At 47.2% G+C, this 20,132-nt stretch carries 25 protein-coding genes, 1 tRNA gene and 1 other RNA gene; 16 read left to right on the forward strand and 11 right to left on the reverse strand.

The features are described 5' to 3' along the window. Together F8H35_RS05515 and F8H35_RS05520 are read left to right on the forward strand one after the other, a co-directional pair. Positions 1 to 752, forward strand: a 752-nt coding sequence (locus tag F8H35_RS05515; RefSeq protein WP_472572543.1) for a sensor histidine kinase, incomplete at its 5' end; no start/stop codon positions are given. Further along, positions 727 to 2,067, forward strand: coding sequence for a sigma-54-dependent transcriptional regulator (locus F8H35_RS05520; RefSeq protein ID WP_472572544.1), 1,341 nt, complete (start codon positions 727 to 729; stop codon positions 2,065 to 2,067). The genes F8H35_RS05515 and F8H35_RS05520, both read left to right, overlap by 26 nt. Here the strand turns inward: F8H35_RS05520 and tig are convergent. The 5 genes from tig to F8H35_RS05545 all read right to left on the reverse strand — a co-directional run bounded on the left by tig (position 2,064) and on the right by F8H35_RS05545 (position 6,242). Next, positions 2,064 to 3,413, reverse strand: a complete 1,350-nt coding sequence (gene tig / locus F8H35_RS05525; RefSeq protein ID WP_472572545.1) for a trigger factor — start codon at positions 3,411 to 3,413, stop codon at positions 2,064 to 2,066. The two genes, F8H35_RS05520 and tig, sit on opposite strands and share 4 nt — an antisense overlap. After that, a complete protein-coding gene (locus F8H35_RS05530) occupies positions 3,410 to 4,621 on the reverse strand; it encodes an argininosuccinate synthase (protein ID WP_472572546.1) in 1,212 nt (403 codons plus the stop codon). Before F8H35_RS05530 ends, tig begins: the two co-directional genes overlap by 4 nt. 69 nt (positions 4,622 to 4,690) lie before the next feature. Continuing rightward, positions 4,691 to 5,431, reverse strand: coding sequence for a tRNA1(Val) (adenine(37)-N6)-methyltransferase (locus F8H35_RS05535; RefSeq protein ID WP_472572547.1), 741 nt, complete (start codon positions 5,429 to 5,431; stop codon positions 4,691 to 4,693). Continuing rightward, the gene (locus F8H35_RS05540; RefSeq protein WP_472572548.1) at positions 5,424 to 5,735 is read right to left on the reverse strand and encodes a hypothetical protein; all 312 of its coding nucleotides are present in this window, start codon (positions 5,733 to 5,735) and stop codon (positions 5,424 to 5,426) included. Before F8H35_RS05540 ends, F8H35_RS05535 begins: the two co-directional genes overlap by 8 nt. A gap of 12 nt (positions 5,736 to 5,747) precedes the next feature. Further along, the gene (locus F8H35_RS05545) at positions 5,748 to 6,242 is read right to left on the reverse strand and encodes an RNase A-like domain-containing protein (protein ID WP_472572549.1); all 495 of its coding nucleotides are present in this window, start codon (positions 6,240 to 6,242) and stop codon (positions 5,748 to 5,750) included. A 69-nt stretch (positions 6,243 to 6,311) separates the two neighbouring features. Here F8H35_RS05545 and obgE point away from each other — a divergent pair, with 69 nt between their 5' ends. The 6 genes from obgE (at position 6,312) to F8H35_RS05575 (ending at position 10,846) form a co-directional block, all read left to right on the forward strand. Further along, positions 6,312 to 7,343, forward strand: a complete 1,032-nt coding sequence (gene obgE / locus F8H35_RS05550; RefSeq protein ID WP_472572550.1) for a GTPase ObgE — start codon at positions 6,312 to 6,314, stop codon at positions 7,341 to 7,343. Next, complete coding sequence (gene proB, locus F8H35_RS05555) at positions 7,312 to 8,388, forward strand: glutamate 5-kinase (protein WP_472572551.1); 1,077 nt, start codon at positions 7,312 to 7,314, stop codon at positions 8,386 to 8,388. The genes obgE and proB overlap by 32 nt, the downstream gene beginning before the upstream one ends. Beyond that, positions 8,375 to 8,707, forward strand: a complete 333-nt coding sequence (locus F8H35_RS05560) for a nicotinate phosphoribosyltransferase (protein WP_472572552.1) — start codon at positions 8,375 to 8,377, stop codon at positions 8,705 to 8,707. Before proB ends, F8H35_RS05560 begins: the two co-directional genes overlap by 14 nt. Beyond that, a complete protein-coding gene (locus F8H35_RS05565) occupies positions 8,704 to 9,519 on the forward strand; it encodes a YihY/virulence factor BrkB family protein (protein ID WP_472572553.1) in 816 nt (271 codons plus the stop codon). Before F8H35_RS05560 ends, F8H35_RS05565 begins: the two co-directional genes overlap by 4 nt. After that, positions 9,506 to 10,363: a pantoate--beta-alanine ligase gene (gene panC / locus F8H35_RS05570; protein WP_472572554.1), complete on the forward strand. Its 858-nt coding sequence runs from the start codon at positions 9,506 to 9,508 to the stop codon at positions 10,361 to 10,363. The genes F8H35_RS05565 and panC overlap by 14 nt, the downstream gene beginning before the upstream one ends. Before the next feature lie 81 nt (positions 10,364 to 10,444). Further along, positions 10,445 to 10,846: a secondary thiamine-phosphate synthase enzyme YjbQ gene (locus F8H35_RS05575; RefSeq protein ID WP_472572555.1), complete on the forward strand. Its 402-nt coding sequence runs from the start codon at positions 10,445 to 10,447 to the stop codon at positions 10,844 to 10,846. Here the strand turns inward: F8H35_RS05575 and rnpB are convergent. After that, an RNA gene (rnpB, locus tag F8H35_RS05580) (RNase P RNA component class A) lies at positions 10,846 to 11,172 on the reverse strand. The genes F8H35_RS05575 and rnpB overlap by 1 nt on opposite strands. Positions 11,173 to 11,198: 26 nt before the next feature. Next, on the reverse strand, positions 11,199 to 11,513 hold the full coding sequence (locus F8H35_RS05585) for an MTH1187 family thiamine-binding protein (RefSeq protein WP_472572556.1): 315 nt from the start codon (positions 11,511 to 11,513) through the stop codon (positions 11,199 to 11,201). A gap of 72 nt (positions 11,514 to 11,585) precedes the next feature. Between F8H35_RS05585 and F8H35_RS05590 the strand changes: the two genes are divergently transcribed. Genes F8H35_RS05590 through F8H35_RS05620 form a run of 7 tightly spaced genes read left to right on the forward strand, consistent with a single transcriptional unit; the run spans position 11,586 to position 17,283 of the window. Next, positions 11,586 to 13,106, forward strand: coding sequence for a helicase HerA domain-containing protein (locus F8H35_RS05590; RefSeq protein ID WP_472572557.1), 1,521 nt, complete (start codon positions 11,586 to 11,588; stop codon positions 13,104 to 13,106). After that, positions 13,107 to 14,372: a cation diffusion facilitator family transporter gene (locus tag F8H35_RS05595; protein ID WP_472572558.1), complete on the forward strand. Its 1,266-nt coding sequence runs from the start codon at positions 13,107 to 13,109 to the stop codon at positions 14,370 to 14,372. Then, positions 14,350 to 14,895, forward strand: coding sequence for a LabA-like NYN domain-containing protein (locus tag F8H35_RS05600; RefSeq protein WP_472572559.1), 546 nt, complete (start codon positions 14,350 to 14,352; stop codon positions 14,893 to 14,895). The genes F8H35_RS05595 and F8H35_RS05600 overlap by 23 nt, the downstream gene beginning before the upstream one ends. Next, complete coding sequence (locus tag F8H35_RS05605; protein WP_472572560.1) at positions 14,895 to 15,542, forward strand: MBL fold metallo-hydrolase; 648 nt, start codon at positions 14,895 to 14,897, stop codon at positions 15,540 to 15,542. The genes F8H35_RS05600 and F8H35_RS05605 overlap by 1 nt, the downstream gene beginning before the upstream one ends. Next, positions 15,539 to 16,006, forward strand: a complete 468-nt coding sequence (locus F8H35_RS05610; protein WP_472572561.1) for a metal-dependent hydrolase — start codon at positions 15,539 to 15,541, stop codon at positions 16,004 to 16,006. The genes F8H35_RS05605 and F8H35_RS05610 overlap by 4 nt, the downstream gene beginning before the upstream one ends. Positions 16,007 to 16,015: 9 nt before the next feature. Next, on the forward strand, positions 16,016 to 16,681 hold the full coding sequence (fsa, locus tag F8H35_RS05615) for a fructose-6-phosphate aldolase (protein ID WP_472572562.1): 666 nt from the start codon (positions 16,016 to 16,018) through the stop codon (positions 16,679 to 16,681). A gap of 17 nt (positions 16,682 to 16,698) precedes the next feature. Beyond that, the gene (locus F8H35_RS05620; protein WP_472572563.1) at positions 16,699 to 17,283 is read left to right on the forward strand and encodes a hypothetical protein; all 585 of its coding nucleotides are present in this window, start codon (positions 16,699 to 16,701) and stop codon (positions 17,281 to 17,283) included. Positions 17,284 to 17,294: 11 nt separating this feature from the next. Here the strand turns inward: F8H35_RS05620 and F8H35_RS05625 are convergent, their stop codons facing one another. The 4 genes from F8H35_RS05625 to F8H35_RS05640 all read right to left on the reverse strand — a co-directional run bounded on the left by F8H35_RS05625 (position 17,295) and on the right by F8H35_RS05640 (position 19,906). Then, complete coding sequence (locus F8H35_RS05625; protein ID WP_464903749.1) at positions 17,295 to 17,534, reverse strand: KH domain-containing protein; 240 nt, start codon at positions 17,532 to 17,534, stop codon at positions 17,295 to 17,297. 11 nt (positions 17,535 to 17,545) lie between these two features. Further along, entirely contained in the window at positions 17,546 to 17,776 is a 231-nt protein-coding gene (gene rpsP, locus F8H35_RS05630) for a 30S ribosomal protein S16 (protein WP_464903750.1), read from the reverse strand. Positions 17,777 to 17,839: 63 nt separating this feature from the next. Continuing rightward, complete coding sequence (gene ffh, locus F8H35_RS05635; RefSeq protein ID WP_472572564.1) at positions 17,840 to 19,186, reverse strand: signal recognition particle protein; 1,347 nt, start codon at positions 19,184 to 19,186, stop codon at positions 17,840 to 17,842. Further along, entirely contained in the window at positions 19,187 to 19,906 is a 720-nt protein-coding gene (locus tag F8H35_RS05640) for an MBL fold metallo-hydrolase (protein ID WP_472572565.1), read from the reverse strand. A gap of 90 nt (positions 19,907 to 19,996) precedes the next feature. Between F8H35_RS05640 and F8H35_RS05645 the strand changes: the two genes are divergently transcribed. After that, positions 19,997 to 20,074 (forward strand) — tRNA-Glu (locus F8H35_RS05645). The last annotated feature ends 58 nt before the right edge of the window (positions 20,075 to 20,132 follow it).

A 20,132-nucleotide genomic window follows, 5' to 3' on the forward strand; every position in this document is an offset into this window, starting at 1 on the left:
GAACGGGGCTGATTCTCATATCTATCTTAGGGCAGAAGATAAAGGAGAAATTAGAAAACCAGGAGAACTACCTATCGGAGCTTGAGAAACTTCAGGAAGAGACGGCCTTCTACAAAAGGCTCTACGAGATAAGTGCAAACCTTGCCCACGAGCTGAAAAACCCGCTGGCATCAATAAAAGGGGCTGTGGAGCTCCTTGCAAACGGCCACCAGAACGAGAAACTGTTAAAAATTGTTCTGGACGAAACGGAAAGGCTTGACTCAATAATCAAAGACTTTCTAAACATAGCAAGGCCTATTCCATCGGAAAAAGCCAGAGTAAACGTAAAAGAGATTGTTGATGAAATCTGCAGAAAGTTTAACGAGGAAAAAGAGTGCCTAATAGAAGGAGACGAAATAAGCGCTGCAGTTGAGCCTAAAAGCTTCTACTCCGCCCTTGATAACCTGATAAGAAACGCCCTCTACTGGGCAAAGAGCAAAGTGAAGATATCTTTAAGGAAAAGTAGAGGCTGGCTTGAGATAACCGTTGAGGACGACGGCCCGGGAATACCGGAAGACGAGTGGGAAAAGGTATTTGAGCCGTTCTACTCAAAGAGGAAAGAGGGCTCAGGTCTGGGGCTCTCGGTTGTTAAGAAGTTTGCCGTTGAACACGGTGGTTTTGTATTCGTAAAGAAAAGCCCTTTAGGCGGTGCCGCCTTTACTCTGAGAATCCCAGAGGAGCCAGAAGATGAGAGCTCTGATATTAGAAGATGAAAAATCTCTCAGGGAGATACTCTCAATAATCCTTTCAGAATTTAACTATGAGATAGTTGAGGCTGAAACCCTGAAAGAGGGACTTGAAAAGGTCAGAGAAAACGAATACGACCTTATCCTTGCAGACCTGAGGCTTCCAGACGGCTCTGGAATGAAGCTGGTGAGAGAAGTAAAGAGGGAAAAACCAGAAACAGAAGTGATAATCATCACGGCCTTTGCCTCAACAGAAACAGTTAAAGAGGCCTTTGATTTAGGAGTTTACGACTACCTTGAGAAACCCTTTAAGCTTGAAGACCTGAAGCTTATCCTGAGGAACGTTACAGATAAGATAAACCTAAAGAAAAAACACGCTGAAGAGGAAATTCCTGAAATTGTTGGAAAGTCTAAAGCCGTTGAAAAGCTGAAAGAAACAATAAAGAAAGTGGCTCCCTACGACGTGAACGTTCTGATTTTAGGGGAGAGCGGAAGCGGAAAGGAGCTTGTTGCAAAAGCCATCCACCACTTAAGCCCCAGAAAGAAGAGACCTTTCGTTGCTATAAACTGCGCCGCCCTTCCGCCGGAGCTCCTTGAGAGCGAGCTCTTTGGCTACAAAAAGGGGGCATTTACGGGGGCTGTTTCAGACAAGAAAGGGCTGATAGAGAAGGCAGACGGTGGAACTCTGTTCTTAGACGAGATAGGAGATATGCCTCTATCACTTCAGGCAAAGCTACTGAGATTCTTAGAGACCAGAAGGTTTATTCCCTTAGGGTCAACTGAGGAAAAAGAGGTTGACGTAAGAGTTGTGGCCGCAACAAACAAAAACCTGAAGGAAGAGATAAAGAAGGGAAACTTCAGGGAAGACCTCTACTACAGGCTGGCCACCATAGTTATTGAAGTTCCACCTTTAAGGGAGAGGAGAGAGGACATTCCATTACTGGTTGAGTTCTTCGCCAGAGAGTTCAGCAGGAAGTATGGAAAGGAGATAAAGAGAATCTCAAAAGGGTTCATAGATTACCTGATGGGGCTTCCCTTAGAGGGGAACGTGAGGGAGCTCCGCAACATCGTTGAGAGAGAGGTAATTCTTTCAGAGGACGGGATACTGGGAAGCGGATACTCACAGAAGGAAACGTTAAAGGGAGATGAGGAGATAACAATTCCTGAAGGCGGATTGAAACTGAAAGAGCTCCTCTCTGAGATAGAGAAAAAATACCTGTTTAAAGCTCTTGAAATGGCAAGAGGGAATAAAACAAAGGCGGCGGAGCTTTTGGGCTTAACCCTGAGGGAGTTCAGGTATAGACTTGAAAAATACTCCCCCAGAGAGGGGGAGCAGGATTAACCTTCCTGTTTTTCCTCAGCTTCTGCAGTTTTTTCAGCCTCTTCCGTCTTTTGAGCCTCCTCTTCAGAGGCCTCAACTTCTTCAACTTCAGCAAGCTCTATGAGTCTGTCTAATGCCTTCTGCCTTAAGATGTCCTCTTTTATCATTGGAAGGAGGTTTTTCTCCTCTAAAGACTGCCTTGCCTGAACGTAGTCTCCGCCAAAAGCTGCATCTGCAAGTTTCTGAATCTCTTTCTCCACGTCTTCGTCTGTAACCTCTATCCCTTCAAGCTCTGCAACTTTCTCAAGGAGGAGCTTCACCTTAACGGTCTTCTCGGCCGTCGGCCTCACCATTTCAACAATCCCTTCCGGGCTCAGCTGACGTACGTCAACGTCTATCTGGGCAAGTCTGTTGAGCTGGTTTTGGGCCTGAGCCCTTATTTCAAGGTCAAGCATTGAAGGTGGAACGGGTACGTTGACTTTCTTGAGGAGCTCCTCAACAATCTGGTCTTCAACCTCTTCCTGCTCTCTGATAGTTTCGGCAGTTTCAAGGTCTTCCATTATCTTCTTCTTCATATCCTCAACGTTTTCAAATCCAAACTTCCTGGCAAACTCGTCGTCAACTTCAGGGAGCTTTCTCTCCTTAACAGCCTTCACCTTAAACTTAACCTTTACCTTCTTACCCTTTGCCTCTCCGTATTTGTCGTCTTCAGGAGCTGTAAACTCAACCTCTCCTTCCTCTCCAGCCTTCTTACCAAGAACCTCCTTTTCAACCTCAGGCCAGAGCTGGTTCTGTCCAAGGACTACTGAGACCTCTCCCTTGTGGACGTTCTCATCACCCTCAACCTGAGTCTCGTACTCAATATCAACGAGGTCTCCCTCTTTTGCTTCCCTATCAACCTCCTCCCAGGTTGCAGCCTGATTCCTGAGGCCCTCTATAACCTTCTCAACGTCCTTCTCGGAGAGCTCCTTCTTAACCTTCTTAACCTTAATACCTTTGTAGTCCTCAGGCTTAAGGTCTATCTCAGGCTTAACCTCTAAAAGGAGAACAACCTTCAGCTCGTTGTTCTTAAGGTCTAAATCGTAAGACTCAACAGCCGGGTCGCTGATGAGCTTAAGTCCTTCCTTCTCAACAACCTCAGCCAGCTTCACAGGAATGTAGCTCCTTAAGAGGGCAGACTTTATGTCATCCTCGTAGAACTTTTTAATAACTGAGGCCGGCGCCTTCCCGGGCCTGAAACCGGGAACTTTCGCCCTCTTTCCAATCTCCTTACAGACAAGTTCAACTTCCTTCTTTACCTCTTCAGGCTCCCCTTCTATTGTGAGCCTGTATACAACATCTCCCTGCTTCTCAATCTGGTATTTCATCTTTCCCCTCCTTTCTTCCTGACTCTACCCATAACTTTCAGAGGTAAGCTCCACACCTTTGTAAAGGCCGCTCCTGCTTTATGGTCAAAGGCGTCTTTCGGGCTGTAGGTTGCAAGGTCTTCAATGTAGAGGGAGTTGGGAGATTTCCTTCCAACAACTTGAGCATTTCCCTTGTAGAGCTTAAACCTGACAGTTCCTGTAACAAGCTTTGCAATCTGGTTGTTAAATGCGTCTAAAGCCTCCCTTAAGGGAGTAAACCAGAGGGCTTCGTAAACGGCCTCTGCGTAAGGATGCTTAACGTGGCTCTGCTTGTAGTGGTATGTAAACCTGTCAAGGACTAAACTCTCTATCTCGTCGTAAGCTCTGATGAGCAGAAGGCCTGCAGGGGATTCGTAAACTTCCCTTGACTTGATTCCAACTAACCTGTTCTCAACCATGTCTATACGGCCGTAGCCGTGCCTTCCAGCAATCTCGTTTAAGTCCCAGATAAGCTTCCAGAGTTCACCATAACGCTTTCCGTTTACTGAAACGGGAGTCCCCTCTTCAAACTCTATCTCAACATATTCGGGCTCGTCTGGAGCCTTTTCTGGGGAAACTGTAAGAACAAAGGCATCTTCCGGGGGCTCTGTGTATGGGTCTTCAAGCGGCCCTGCCTCTATTGCTACTCCCCACAGGTTCCTGTCGTAGGAGTAGGGCTTCTCTTTGGTCGCGACAACGGGAATTCCGTGCTTCTGGGCGTACTCAATCTCTTCCTCACGGGATTTAAACTCCCACTCCCTGACAGGAGCAAGGACTTCAATGTCAGGGTCTAAAGCCCAAACCGAGGCCTCAAACCGAACCTGGTCGTTTCCTTTTCCCGTTGAGCCGTGGGCAACGTAATCGGCACCAACTCTGTGGGCAACCTCAACAAGCTTTTTGGCAATTAAAGGCCTTGATAGGGCACTGATGAGCGTGTATTTGCCCTCGTAGAGAGCTCCCGCCCTCATAAGTGGAACGCAGTACTCCCTTGCAAACTCCTCCTTTATATCATCAACAATTGCCTCAACGGCTCCAGAGGCCTTGGCCTTTTCAGGTATCTCGTCAAGCTCCTCACCCTGGCCAACATCTGCAGTGTAGGTGATAACCTCAAAGCCTTTATCTGTCAGCCATCTGACTATTACAGACGTGTCAAGACCGCCAGAGTAGGCAAGAACAACTCTCTTTCCCACATTTTCCTCCAATGGGGTTCAGGTTCACGGAATTTTAGACCATTTTATTTTGAAGTTCAAAAACGGAAATCAGGGTAGGAAACTCTTATACTTCCTGTCAACCTCTTCCGTGTAAAGCCTGGTGTCGCAGTCCCTGTAAACTATCAGCGGAGGCTCAACATAGAGGCCTTTCCCTCCCCCCTTTACAGCCTCCAAAAGGAAGAGGTTTGCCCCTCTGCCCGGGCAGGGGTAGATGAAGCGGAGCCTCTTGGGTTCAAGCTTTCTTTCCCTTAGAAGGAAAACAGCATCTGTAAACCTCTGGACGGGAAGGAGCAGGTAGAAACGTCCCCTGTTTTTCAAAAGGTATCTGGCAGCATCTATGAAGTCGCTGAGTTCTGCCGAAATCTCCTGCCTTGCGTAGGCTCTTAAAGTGTTGCCGGCAACGTTTCCTCTTCCTTTCTCTATAAATGGAGGGTTGCTGACAACAATGTCAAAGGATGCAGGTTTAAAGTGTCTCTTTATATCTTTAACGTTTAAAGCCACTGAAGAAAACCTGTCTGAAACGTTGTTTATCTCTGCGTTTTTTTCAGCAATCTCAACGTTTTCCTTTAAAACATCAACTCCAACGGCGGTAAGTTTGGGGTATTTGAGGAGGAGGAGAATCGGAATAACGCCGCAGCCGGTTCCAAGGTCTATCAGTTTCTCACTTCCCTTAACTCTTACAAAGTCTGTAAGGAGAAAGGTGTCGGTTCCAAACCTGAAACCTTCCTTAAATTGATAGAACCGACACCTCTCGCTTAAAAACGTTGACAGGTCAACTTCCCTATCCACACAATCTCCTCTTTAAAGACTCTACATACCTCTTAACCTGTTCAACCCACCGTAGGAAGCTGTTTGTGTCGTCAAAGTAATAGTTAGCAACGTCCCCAACAACGTGCTCAAAGTCGGCAGGCCTGCTTTTCAGAAAAGTCTCAATCTCCTGAAGTAGCTTCTCCGCCGTTTCACAGTCTCCTACCTCTTCCCTCACTATATCCCAGTCGGACTTTCCCTCCTCAACGCCGTAGGAGAAGGCAGCAAGGAGGGAGTAAAAGAAGGGAAAGCTTTCCTCAAACTGTTTCTCCTTCTCGTAGTCCACGTCCTCCTCCGGTTAAGTTGGGTATGCCGTAAGGACAATAAAACCAAACCTTCTGTCCTTTTTCAACACCACCCTGGCATCTTTGCAGGTTGACTCTATGTAGTGGTCTTTTCCCCTCTCAATCTTTATCCCTATGGGCTTCTCTCCCCGGTAGATGAGGACTAATTTGTTCGGAGCAGCAGGGTTTGAAAGCCACCTCTTAACTTTTTCAGCGTTCTGAGAGATTGCAGATTCAACAACTCTTTCTGCAGTTTCGTAGTCGTAGAAAGAGCTTGCGTATTTAAGTCTCGGCTCCCTCTTTAGTCTCTCTATGAGCCACCTGTTGTCTTTCCCAACGTGTTTCCTTATTGTGTGGCCACCAACGGTTTCGTAGAACTTGAGGCCTTTATAGTGGAGCTCCCTCAAAACAGTCCTGTTTATCCCTGGCTTCTCAGTCTTTTTAAAACATCCTGAAATAGGAATAAGAAAAGCCAATAGAATCATCAAAAACGCCAAGGCTCTCTTCATTTTCACCCTCCGTTGAAATTGTTTTTTAAAAAACCTACCTTTGTTCTGCAACCCAATTGAGGAGGAGAAATGGCCCAGTTCATAGATAGAGCTAAAATATTTGTCCAGGGAGGACATGGAGGCAACGGCTGTGTTGCCTTCAGGCGGGAGAAGTTCGTTCCGAAGGGGGGACCTGCCGGCGGAAGCGGAGGAAAGGGTGGAGACGTTATCCTTGAGGCAGACAGGAACGTTCATACCCTTTTAGACTTTAAATACAAGCGCCACTACAAAGCCGAAAGGGGAAGGCACGGAGAGGGAAACAAGAGAAGCGGAAGGAGCGGAAAGGACTTAATCATAAAGGTTCCCGTTGGAACTGTTGTTAAGGACGCTGAAACAGGAGAGGTTTTAGGAGATTTAACGGAACACGGCCAGAGGTTAGTTGTTGCAAAAGGCGGAAGGGGAGGAAGGGGAAACGCAGAGTTTGCAACTCCTACCCGCCAGGCTCCAGACTTTGCAGAGCCGGGAGAGCCGGGAGAAGAACGGTGGATTGAGCTTGAGCTGAAGCTCCTTGCAGATGTTGGCCTCGTAGGTTTCCCAAACGCGGGGAAATCAACGTTCCTCTCAAGAATTTCTGCCGCAAAGCCGGAGATTGCAGACTACCCGTTCACAACGTTAAGGCCGATTTTAGGGGTAACGGAGGTTGACGGCCACTCCTTTGTTGTTGCAGACATCCCGGGGCTCATAGAGGGAGCTCACAGAGGAAAAGGCTTAGGACACGAGTTTTTAAGGCACGTTGAAAGGACAAAGCTACTTCTCCACCTGATTGACTTAACAGACCAGACGAGAACCCCCGAAGAGGCCTTTGAAGCGATAAACAAGGAGCTCTCCCTCTACTCCCCGGAGCTCTCTAAGAAGCCCCAGATAGTTGTTGGAACAAAGATTGATGCCCTTTCAGACAGGAGCGTTGTAGAAATACTGAAGAAATACTTTGAAGAAAAAGGGTATCCTTTCTTTGCCGTTTCTGCCGTAACGGGTGAAGGGATGAAAGAGCTTATGAGGTTTGTCTCCCGGAAGCTGAAGGAGATGGAGAATGCTGAAAAAGGCAAAGAGGATAGTGGTTAAGGTGGGCTCACAGCTCCTTGCAGGGAATGAAGGGCTCAACGGTGAGTTTATAGGGGAGCTCTCCCGTCAGGTTGGGGAGCTCCGCCAAAAGGGAAGGGAAGTTATCCTTGTAAGTTCTGGGGCTGTTCTTGCTGGAATAAAGGCTTTAGGGCTCAACAGGAAGCCCTTTTCCCTCTCTGAGAAACAGGCCCTCTCGGCCGTTGGGCAGCCCTACCTCATGGAGGAATACAGAAAGGCTTTCAAGAGTTTTGGAACAGAGGTTGCACAGGTTCTCTTAACGGCAGAGGATTTAAGGTCTAAAGAGAGATTCCTGAATGCAAAGAACACCTTTGAAGCCCTCTTAAAGTTTGGCGTTGTTCCCATCGTAAACGAGAACGATACGGTCTCCGTTGAGGAGATAAAGATTGGAGACAACGACAACCTCTCAGCCCACGTTTCAGTTCTTGTAGATGCAGACCTCTTAATAATCCTCACAACGGCAAACGGAATTTACGATAAAGACCCCACGTCAAACCTCGATGCAAGGCTCATTCCCGTTGTTGAAAACGAGGAGGAGCTCTTCAAAACCTGCGACTTCTCCTGCAAAACGGCCTTTGGAACGGGGGGAATGGGAACGAAAGTTGAAGCTGCACTGAAGGCCGCAAGGAAGGGAATTCCCGTAATAGTTGCCGGAGGAAGGGAGAATGACGTTCTATTAAGAATTCTAAACGGAGAAAAGCTCGGAACCCTGTTTATGCCGAAGAAGAAGCTGAAGGCAAAGGGATACAGGATTCTCTACCTTATGAAGCCGAAGGGAAAGCTCTTCATAGACGAGGGGGCAGAGGAAGCCCTTGTTAAAATGGGAAAGAGCCTGCTCTCTAAAGGAGTAAAGAGGGTTGAAGGGAAGTTTGAAAGGGGAGACGCCGTTGAGGTCTTCTCTTTAAGTGGAGAGCTGATTGGAAAGGGAATAGCAAAGTGCAGCAGCGAAGAAGTTGAGAAGACAAAACTCTGCATCCACAGAGACGACTTTGTCCTGCTGAAGGAGGTGGAAGGTGAAGGTGTCTGAGTTCCTGAAAAGTGGAATGGAGCACTTCACGGCAGAAGCGCCTGAGGGGTTTAAAGCTCTACCGGAAGTGAAAGAGGGGTGCCACAGGCTCCAGTTCTTCGTAAAAGAGGAGAACGGAAAGGTTAGGGAGTGCCTCTTTAAAGCCACAAAGAGGTGCAAGAAGCTCTTAGCCCTCTCAGAAAAGGCCTGCCAACTGATTGAGGAAAGGGGAAGCTTAAACGTTTCGCCAGAGGAGCTCCTCTCATTTTTCAGCGGTGAGAAGGACAGGAAGAAGATGGAAGAGAGGGTAAAAATCGTTGAGAGAGCTCTCAAGGGATGATATGCAGGAAGGTCTTAAAGAAAGGCTCTTTCCTCTCTTACCTCTCCTTTGCAGTCTGCGACCTCTTTGAGAGCGATTACATGTTCTACGCAGCCTCAATCGCCTACTACACCCTCATGTCAATAATCCCTCTCTTCATCTTCCTTTTCTTTTTAGGGATGGTCGTTTTCCACGTGAACTTCCAGGATTTCATCCCAAAAGAGTTCATGAACTCTCCCTTAAAGCCCATAATCAAACAGTTTCAGCAGGTTATAAACAACTCAGGGCTGATAAGCGGAACGGCAGCCCTTATTATGTTCTGGTTCTCAAGGGGAATCTTCACATCCCTTGAACGCTCTTTCTGTGAAATCCTTGGAGTTGAAAACCCTGCAGGTTTCCTCTACAGGCACATAGCAATAATCCTCGTCATCTTCCTTTTGTGGGCCTTAATGTTCATCTTCTACGTTGCCCACTACCTGATAGCGGCGCTCCTTCCCCAGTTCCCGGAGCTCTCCTTTCTCTCCTCCTTAGTTCCCCCGTTCCTCCTGTTCATCGTTCTAACCGCCATCTACTACTTCCTCTTACCGGTAAGCGTTCCCTTTAAAACGGTTTTCAAAATCTCACTCCTCATTTTTTCAGTTCTTGCAGTCTTTGAGAGGTTCTTCGTCTGGTTCATCCTCAACGTATCAAAAGTGAGCATCCTCTACAGCTCATTTGCTGCCGTCATCATCTTCCTCATCTGGATATACTACTCTGCAACGGTAATCCTTCTTGGAGCAGGTATAGTTAAGGGGAAACTGATTGCCGAAGGAGAGCTAAATGAGGGTAGTTAGGTCGGTTAAAGAGATGCAGGCTGTATCAAGGAGTTACTGCAAAACCGGTAAGGAGGTGGGGTTTGTCCCAACAATGGGATACCTACACGAAGGTCATCTGAGCTTGGTAAGGAGAGCACGAAAAGAGAACGACATCGTTGTTGTAAGCGTATTCGTAAACCCTACCCAGTTCGGCCCCAACGAAGACTACGAGAAATACCCAAGGGACGAGGAGAGGGACAGGAAGCTGCTGATAGAGGAAGGAGTTGACTATCTCTTTATACCATCTGTATCAGAGATGTATCCAGAAGGCTACTCAACCTACGTTGAAGTTCTGGGATTAACCGAAGGGCTCTGTGGCGCAAAAAGGCCGGGCCATTTCAGGGGAGTTGCAACTGTTGTTACGAAGCTCTTAAACATAGTCCAGCCAACAAGAGCTTACTTTGGGGAGAAGGACTACCAGCAGCTACAGGTTATAAAGAGGCTGGTTAAGGACTTAAACATTCCCGTTGAAATTGTTGGCTGCCCCATAGTGAGGGAAAAAGACGGCCTTGCAATGAGCTCAAGGAACACATACCTCTTACCTGAAGAGAGGGAATCTGCCCTTTCACTCTACAGGGGACTTAAGCTGGCAGAGGAGCTCTTTGAGAAGGGTGAAAAGAACCCGGAAGTTATAAAGAAGAAAGTTAAGGAATTCATCCTCTCCCACCCCCACGTTAAAAAGATTGACTACGTTGAAATAGTTGACCCTGAAAGCCTCAAGCCCGTAAAAGAGGTAAAAGAGGGAGACGTTATTGCCCTTGCCGTATTTGTTGGAAACACGAGGCTGATAGATAACCACAGGTTTGAGAGGGAGCTCCCCTGAAAATTACCGGGAAAAGAGAGAAAAGGATCAAAAGCTGCTAAAATCATAATCAAGGTCAACTTCTAACATTCAGGAGGGGTAATGGTTTACGAGATAACCCTGAAAACCACCGGAAGAAATCAGTTCATTGACATAACAAGGCAGGTGGAGTCAATCGTTCTCCAGTCCGGCGTAAGGAGAGGAATCTGCGTCATCTACGTTCCACACACAACGGCAGGAGTTACGATAAACGAGAACGCAGACCCTACAGTAAGAAAAGATATCATCTCAACCCTTGAAAAGTTAGTTCCTTGGAGGGAGCCTTTCTACGAACACGCAGAGGGGAACTCTGCCGCCCACATTAAGTCAAGCCTCATTGGGTGCAACCAGACGGTAATAGTCCAGGAAGGAAAACTCCTCCTTGGAACGTGGCAGGGAATCTACTTCTGCGAGTTTGACGGGCCCAGAACCAGGAAAGTTTACGTAAAGGTGGTAGAGGGATAACCGGGAGCAGTCCGTAAGCCGGGTTCTGTTCTAAGGGGGCCATTTATCTATTGCGGCTTACCCGCTGGCATCGGGCGGGCCACCCTCAAGCGCCAGCCTATTTAGCCTTGCTCCGGGAGGGGGTTACCGTGCCTCCTCCCCTTGCGGGTCGGAGCGGTGGTCTCTTATACCACCCTTTCACCCTTACCACCTTATAGGTGGCGGTCTGCTCTCTGTGGCCCTTCCGCAGGGTCGCCCCTGCCCGGCTCAACGCCGGCTCCCTGCCCTGTGGAGCCCGGACTTTCCTCCCAAGGGGTTAACCCTTGAGCGGCCCCTCGTCCTGCTCCCGACTGATAATATAGTCCTTTAAAAGCTACTTGCTAACCTCTTTGCCCAGCTTACTCTCAACAGACTTTATCTTCTGAACCAACCTGTTGCTCTTCCCTTTCCTTATGTCAAACTTAACAACTGAGTAGACCCTGTTGCAGTCCGGCTCAAGCTGTTTGTAGGCTTCCCCAATAATTTTTAGAGCCTCATCCATGGTTTCCGTTTCAAAAACCGTTCCCATAGGGGTGAGCTTGTAAGGAACGCCGCTCTCATCAATCATCTTAATTATCCTTGCAACGTACTGACTTACGCTCTCCCCTTTATCTGTAGGGAACATGGCAAACTCAACGAGAACCGACATTTCTCCCTCCGTCAGGCCTTTATTAGTTTCAGAATCTATAATTTAACTCCCAGCCAATTGAGGAGGGTAAATTTGAGCGAAAGGAGACCTGTAGGAGTCTGCATAGGTGAACTTACAACATCTGAGGCAGAGTTCATAAGCAATCAGAGAATAGCCCTGGGGGACTACTTAGAGCTTGAATACGAGGGGCATAGAGTACTTGCCCTTGTAAAAGAGATAAAAAGGCTCAACCGGTCATTAGACGACACGATAGACCCTGAAGATGCCGAGAAGATAAGGCAGTTCTCAAAGGGAAGGTCTTTCTTCTACGGGAAGCTGACAATACTCGGAGACCCCGATAAGAACATGTTTATACCCCGGGTTCCGCCGGAACCGGGAACTTACCTCTACGAAGCCTCTGCCGAAACCTTGAAAAAGGTTTTCGGGCAGGACGACGGAACGAAGATACACATAGGGCATTTATTAACGAGGCCAGACGTTCCCGTCTTCATAGACATAGACAGCATCGTCAGCCGCCATCTGGCCGTTCTGGCAGTAACAGGTGGTGGAAAGTCAAACACTGTTTCAGTTATCCTTGAAGGGCTCTTGGAGAAGGACGGAACGATTTTAGTCTTTGATATGCACGGCGAATACGTGAACTTTGCATACCAGAAGGATGGAAGGCCTGCAGTAAAGAGAATTGAGCTTGCGCTGAACCCTGTAAGGCTCAACTATCACGAGTTCAGGCTCTTCGCAAACGTTGACGACAGCGCCTACATACAGGACAGATACCTGAGGAGGGCCTTTAAGGAAACCGTAGAGGGAATTGTCAACGGGGAGCTCCAGGCCGACCAGTTCTGGGGCCACCTTGAGGGACTCCTCCAGAGCTGGGCCGAAGACGAGGCCTACAAGGACGACAGGAAGTCCATAACCGGCGTTCTCAATAAGGTTGAGGACATGAAGGAGACCTACGGGGAGCTCTTCGCACTGAACCAGTCTCCGATAGTTGAGCAGATTGAGTTCGGAAGGCTCAACGTGATAGACCTCTCCCACGTTGACGAGAAGATTGCAGACATCATAGTGAGCCACGTTTTAAGGAACGTTCTTGAGGCAAGGAAGAAGAACGTTAGAGAACAGTCGGGAGGACTTGAGTTCCCCCTCTTTATGGTTTTGGAAGAGGCCCACATTTTGGCCTCTTCAACTGTGAACACCCGCTCAAGATACTGGATTTCAAGGATTGCAAGGGAGGGAAGGAAGTTCGGGTTAGGACTCTGTTTAGTCACCCAGAGGCCGAAAGCCCTTGACTCCAACGCCCTCTCTCAGGCAAACAACATGGTAATTTTGAAACTTGTTGAGCCGGGGGACCAGAGACACGTTCAGCAGGCCTCAGAGTCTTTAAGTGCAGACCTTGTAAACCAGCTCCCCTCTCTAAACGTTGGAGAGGCACTATTGATGGGTAAGATGATATCCGTTCCGGCCCTTGTTAAGGTTAAGCTGGCAAAGGCCAAAAGGAGCGGGAATGACATAAGCGCAGTTGACAGCTGGAAGAAGTATAAGGAAAAGCTCCAGAAAACATCAAAGGAGCTTGACGACATCCTTGACCCGGAGTTTTAAATGGAAGTGAACGCAGTGGCAGAGAAGAAGAAAATAGCCCTTTACTCAATTGCCGTTAACCTGTTCCTATCAGTTTTGAAACTTGCGGCAGGGTTCCTTTCAGGCTCTAAAGCCCTTGTTGCCGACGGCATCCACTCCTTAGCAGACCTTGCAGCTTCCCTCTCCGTTTACGCAGGAATCGTCATAGCAAACATGAAGGTTAAGGGTTTCCCCTACGGCCTCTACAAGGTTGAGAACTTTATCTCTCTCGTAAGCGCCTTTGCCATCTTCTTTGCAGGATACGAGATAGCAAAGGAGACGTTTTTTGAGGGGAAGAGCTACCGGATAGAGAACATAGGAATAGCCGTTGGTGCCGTTCTCATAACTATTGCTGTAACCTACCTCTTTTCCCGGTTTGAGAGGAAGAAGGGGGAGGAGCTCCACTCCCCCAGCCTCATAGCAGACTCAGAGCACATCAAAACAGACATGTTCTCTGCAATTGTCGTTCTTGCCGGCATCATCGGAAACTACTTAGGCTACCCGATAGTTGAGAAGATTGCCGTTCTCATAATTGTTCTCTTCATCTTCCACGCAGGATACGAGATATTCATTGAGGCCCTGAAAGTCCTGTTAGACGCCTCAATTGATAAGGAGACCTTAGACAGAATTGGGGAGCTCCTCAAGTCCCATCCGCTGGTTTCAGAGGTGAAGTCAATAACGGGGCGGAGCTCCGGCAGCTACAAGTTCATAGAGGCAGAGGTAACAGTTGCCACAAACGACCTTGAAAAGGCCCACAACATAGTCCACGAAGTTGAAGCAGTTGTAAAGAGGGAAGTCCCCTTTATTGAAAAGCTCGTCATCCACTTTGAGCCAGAGGAGAAGAGGGCGGAGCTCTACGCCGTTCCCGTAAACGGAGAGAAGGTGTGCGACAGGTTCGCAGAGTGCCCGGAAATACTCCTCTTAAAACACGGAAAGGGAGAATTCAAAACGGTTGAAAAGATAAAAAACCCTGCAAAAGAGCTGAAGTTTGGGAAGTGTATAGAGCTTGTTGAGTTCCTTGCAAGGAAAGGGGTTGACTGCATAGCCGTAAACAACCTGCCCCTTGGAAAAGGCGTAATATACGCCCTATCTGCCTACGGCATAGGAATGAAGCTGATAACAGAGGAAGACCTTGGCAGCTTCCTGAAAAAGTTAAAAGAAGACCCATACTGCGAACCGCCTCTTGCCGTCTGGAACAGGTATACCTGCGACATTGGAGGAAAAGTTGAAGGCAAGGGAGCTCCTTGAGAGAGATAGGAACAGAGAACACCTTACAGTTGCCGTTTTAGTTGACATGCAGAACCTCTACTACGGGGCAAAGAACACTCTAAAGAAAAAGATTGACTTCAAAAACCTTTTAAAAATAGGCGTCAGAGGAAGGAGTCTATACAGGGCAATTGCATACCTTGTTGACCTTGAGAGGGTAAACCAGGACAGCTTCATCCACGTTCTAAAAAGCATAGGGTACGAGGTAAAACTGAAAGAGCCCAAGAAGTTCTACAACTGGGACAGGGTAGAGTATAAGGCCGACTGGGACATGGGAATAGCCATAGATGCCATTGCAATGGCAGAGAGCAGGAAGGTTGACGTTGTTGTTCTAATGAGCGGAGACGGAGACTTCGTTGACCTGATAAACTTTTTAAAGGCAAAGGGAATAAAGGTAGAAGTGATATCTTTTAAGAGCATAACGGCAAAAGAGATTATCCAGGCGGCAAACGAATACATAGATTTAGAGGAAATTGCCGACTTTATCGTTTTAGAGGGAGAGTAATGGAGATCAGGATAATTCCCAACGGCCCTTTTGTTGTCAACACGATTCTTCTGTGGGATGAGAAAACAAAAGAAGCAGCCCTGATTGACCCGGGAAGCAAGGAGGCTGTTGAAAAAGCTCAGGACGAAGTTGAAAGGAGAGATTTAACCGTTAAGTTCGTAATCAACACACACGAACACCCAGACCACATTGCTGCAAACGCCTGGGCAAAGTTAACGTTCCCTGAGGCAAAACTGATAATGCACAAAGAGGCTGCAGAAAACCTCAACTTCTGGGTTGAAAACGAAATAGGCCAGCTTGCAGGGGCTGAATACTCGCCACAGCCCGACGAAACTGTGGAAGAGGGAGACGAAATTAAATTAGGGAACTACACGTTCAAAATTCTCCACACACCGGGCCACTCGCCGGGAAGCATTGTCCTCTACTCCCCCGAAGGGAAAGTAGCCGTTGTAGGAGACCTGATATTTAAGGACAGCATAGGAAGATACGACCTGCCAATGAGCAACTTTCAACAGCTTAAAAGCTCAATATTCAAAGTTCTAAAAGAGGTTGACCAATCGGCAACCATAATCCCCGGCCACGGGGAGACGACAACCTTAGAGAGGGAGCTCCGCCACAACCCTTTCATCAGAGAACTGATAAGATGACAGCGGGAACACACATACTTGCAGGCATTGTTCTGGCTTCATACCTGAAACTACCTGTAATACCTGCAGCTTTAGGTTCAATATTCCCAGATGTTGACCTTAAGAAAGGACTACCCTTTCCCCCTAAAAGAACCCTTTTCAACGCCCACAGGGGAATCACCCACCATCCGGCAATAGTGATTTTCCTTTTTTTGGGTTCAATAGTTCTAAAAGACCTGGTTAACAGAACAGCAGGGGTATTCCTTCTATCCTTTACCGTAGGCTATGCATCACACCTTCTGTTAGACATCCTTACCCCATTAGGAATACCCTACAAAACTAAATACTACCCCCGATTGAGCTTAAAACTGTTTAAAACGGGAAAGATAGGAGAACTCTTTGTTATACTACTTCTACTATCTGCACTCATTTATCAGGTAAAAAGCGGTGATCTGGACTATGGCTCATTCCAATTCTGGCGTTAGGAGGTTCAGATGAAGTTCTTTATTGACACGGCAGACATAAACGAGATAAAAGCAGCGATGGAAATGGGACTGATAGACGGAGTAACAACAAACCCGACCCTCGTTTCAAAAACCGGAAGGCCTTTCCTTGAGGTTGCCAGAGAAATAGTAGAGACCGTTCCCGGCCCTGTAAGTCTTGAAGTTGTAAGCCTTGACACTCAGGGTATGGTAGATGAGGCAAGGCAGCTTGCAAAGTTTGGAGACAACGTAGTAATCAAAATTCCTATGACAACAGAGGGTCTTAAAGCCGTAAAAATCCTCTCTTCTGAAGGAATTAAGACAAACGTAACTTTAGTCTTCTCTCCGCTTCAGGCTCTTTTAGCCGCAAAAGCTGGAGCAACTTACGTCTCTCCCTTCGTTGGAAGATTAGACGACGTAGGCCACGACGGAATGGAACTCATCTCTCAGGTTGTTCAGATATACGACAACTACGGCTTTGAAACGGAGATAATCGTTGCAAGCATTCGCCATCCCCAACACGTTCTCCAGGCAGCACTCATAGGAGCAGACATCGCAACAATCCCATTTAAAGTTATAAAACAGCTGGCAAAACATCCGTTAACCGACATAGGAATTGAAAAGTTCCTTGAAGACTGGGCAAAAGTTCCTGATAGAGATACAATTTTTAAGAAATAACCTTCTGGAGTGGGGAATTGGGAATAAAAGAGAGTTTAGGAATTGAGAAGATAAAGCAGTCCTTAAAGCTTATAAAGGAAAGCATCCAGGAGCTTGAAAGCATAGAGTATGTTTTAGAACTACTTGAGAGAGAATTGGAGGACTACAGAAGCCTTATAGACAAAGAGTCATTCATTCCAAAAGCAAAGTTTGTTAAAGAGAGAATACAAAGACTAATTGACAGAATGAAATTTGCAGGCGAGGAAACACTGGCCTGCGTCGGAATAAAAATCTCAGTTGTAGGAGAGATTGAACCAAACGACAAACAGTCAATAGTGAACTACATAGCTACCTACATAGATAGACACGTAAGACCCAGCGACCTGCTATTCAAGATAGATGATGAGATAATTGGAATAATTTTTACACTGAAGAATAAGAATGACATTGAAGCGGTTGAACAGAGGCTTAAGTTTATGCTTTTAAACTTGAAGGCAAAAACCTACAGTAGTAGAAACGTTCTTATTAATTTCAAACTGAGCTATTTCTTCATTGAGAAAGATAGCTCATCAGATGAAGTCTTTAACAAACTGATCACCGGATTAAAAGATACGGAAGAGTAGCGGCCAAGCCGCTACTCTATTATTTCAAGAACAGCTTTCTTACCCTGCTTTGCAGCAGCTGCAGAGAGAATTGTTCTTAAAGCTTTTGCAGTCCTTCCCTGCTTTCCAATAACCTTACCTAAGTCACTTGGAGCAACTTTAAGCTCAATAACAACAGTCCTTTCACCTACAGTTTCGTTTACAGAAACGGCATCTGGATTGTCAACAAGCCTCTTTGCAACGCACTCAACGATCTCCTTAAGTGCAGACATTTCTCACCTCCTTACTGTAGAGCTCTCTTGATAAGTGAAGCAACCCTCGGCGTAGGCTCAGCACCCTTTGAGAGCCACTCCTTCACCTTCTCAACGTCTAACTGGAGCTCCTTAGACTTGGGGTTATAAGTTCCAAGGATATCAACAGCCCTTCCGTCCCTCTTAGACATTGCCTCTGCAACAACGATTTTGTATACAGGAAGTTTCTTCCTTCCCATCTTCTTAAGCCTTATCTTAACCAAGGCACTCCTCCTACCTGAAGTTTTGCGGTCTAATTTTAGTCCAAAAAGGTCTATATTCAACCTCTACATGAATGGAAACGGAAATCTGCCGCCTTTCTTGGCCATCTTCTTCTGCATCTTCCTCATCTGTTTCATCGCCATCTTCATCTGAACGAACTGTTTTATAAGGGCATCAACTTCCTTAACGGACGTTCCGCTACCTTTTGCAATCCTTCTCTTCCTGCTTGCGTTTATTATTGCGTGGTTTCTCCTCTCCTCAGGTGTCATTGAGTTGATTATCGCCTCAATCCTCTTGAGCTTCTTATCGTCTATCGCCTGTTGGAGCTGTTTTAGGACCTTCTGGCTCCCAAGCCCCGGAATCATCCTTATGATCTGCTGAATGGGACCCAAACGCTGAATCATCCTCAGCTGCTGGCGGAAGTCCTCAAGGGTAAACTCACCGGAGAGGAGCTTCTCCTGCATGGAGAGGGCTTCTTTTTCGTCTATCACCTGCTGTGCCTTCTCAACTAAAGAGACAACGTCTCCCATCCCTAAAATTCTTGAGGCAACCCTGTCGGGGTAGAAGGGCTGAAAGTCCTCTATCTTCTCACCAACTCCTGCAAACTTGATGGGCTTACCGGTAACCCCTTTAACGGAAAGGGCAACACCGCCACGGGAGTCTGAGTCCATCTTCGTAAGGATGGTTCCCGTCATTCCAACGGCTTCGTTAAAGGCTTTAGCTATGTTTACGGCCTCCTGACCGGTCATTGCATCTATTACAAAGAGGACTTCATCGGGGTTTGTTGCTTCCCTTATTCGGCGGGCCTCGTCAAGGAGCTCCTCATCTATGTGGAGCCTTCCTGCAGTATCAATAATCAGAACGTCATAACCCTCCTCTTTTGCCTTCTCAAGGGCATCTTTCGCTATTTTTACAGCATTTTTCTCATCTTCTTCAAGGAAAACGGGAACTCCTATCTTATCTCCAAGTTTTTTAAGCTGGAGCATTGCAGCAGGCCTGTAGACGTCTGCAGAGGTGAGAAGAACCTTTTTCCCCTGCTTCTTAAGGTAGTTTGCAAGCTTTGCAGCAGTTGTTGTCTTACCTGAACCCTGAAGACCTATAAGGAGTATTACTGCAGGTTTACTCTTAAGGTTAAGCTTTGCCTCCTCTCCACCTAAAGCCTCAACAAGCTCGTCGTAAACTATCTTTACAAGCTGCTGGGCAGGGTTAACCCCTTTAACAACTTCAGCACCTAAAGCCTTTTCTCTAATGTCCTTTATGAACTGAGAAACCACTTTGTAGTTAACGTCTGCCTCTAAAAGGGCAAGCTTTATCTCCCTCAAGCCTTTCTGAAGGGTCTCCTCGTCAATCCTCCCCTTTCTTCCTATCTTCTCTAAAGTTGACTGTATCCTCTCTGCAAGGGCATCAAACATCTACTCCTCCGTTAAGGGGATTTCAACTCCTGCCATCGCCTCTACAAACCGGTCTCCCCACGTCTCTCTGAAAATCTCTATTCCTCTTTCACCTGTGCAGTGGCAGGGGGCAACAAAGCGCGTAAACCGTTTAAGCTCTTCAGAAACTTCCCTTATCTCCTCGTCTGTAGCCTCGTAAAGGTGGAAACCGCCGATTGTAAGGAAGAGCTCCTCACCGGTAAGCGAAACGGCCTTCCTTGCTATGTCAACAATGCCCGGGTGGGAACACCCGGTTATAAGAACTGGGCCCATTTCTGAAAAAACAATTAAAGACTGCTCCTCTGCAGGTTCCTCCATTCCTGTAGGCATAACACCGGTTGAAAGAGCTCTCTCTGAAATGTAGGTGGGAGCAGAGACGGGAACGCAGACGACCGATTCGGGGAGCTCCTCCTCAATCCTGAAACAGTCCGTTTCAGGAATGTAAAGTTCAAACTCCCTGTTTAGCTGAAGGACATAAGAGAGACCCCCAACGTGATCCCAGTGGTTGTGGGAGATGAAAATCCGGTCTATTGATGCTATATCAACTTCGGCCATCTCCATGTTGTGCTTAAGAACTTCAGGCTTTGCCCCCGTGTCAAATAGGATGTTCTCCTCCTCAAGCTCAACTAAAAGGGAAAAACCCCAGTCGGCCTTAAACCCCTCTACAGCTCTGTTATCGTAGAGAACTACTAACTGTTCCATAGTTTCCCTCCCTTTTCTCTTTCAACCAATATAGTCCTCAAAAAGGTTGACACAACTCTACGCAAAGACTATATTCCCTTTTACACAAGCGTCCCCATCGTCTAGCCCGGCCTAGGACACCGGCCTTTCACGCCGGCGACGGGGGTTCGAATCCCCCTGGGGACGCCAATTACTCCTTGGTTTAACTGTTAGGGTGGATTGTTGTCATAATCCCCCCTTTTCCCCC

Source organism: Thermovibrio sp. (assembly GCA_015488335.1).
Lineage (GTDB): Bacteria > Aquificota > Aquificia > Desulfurobacteriales > Desulfurobacteriaceae > Balnearium.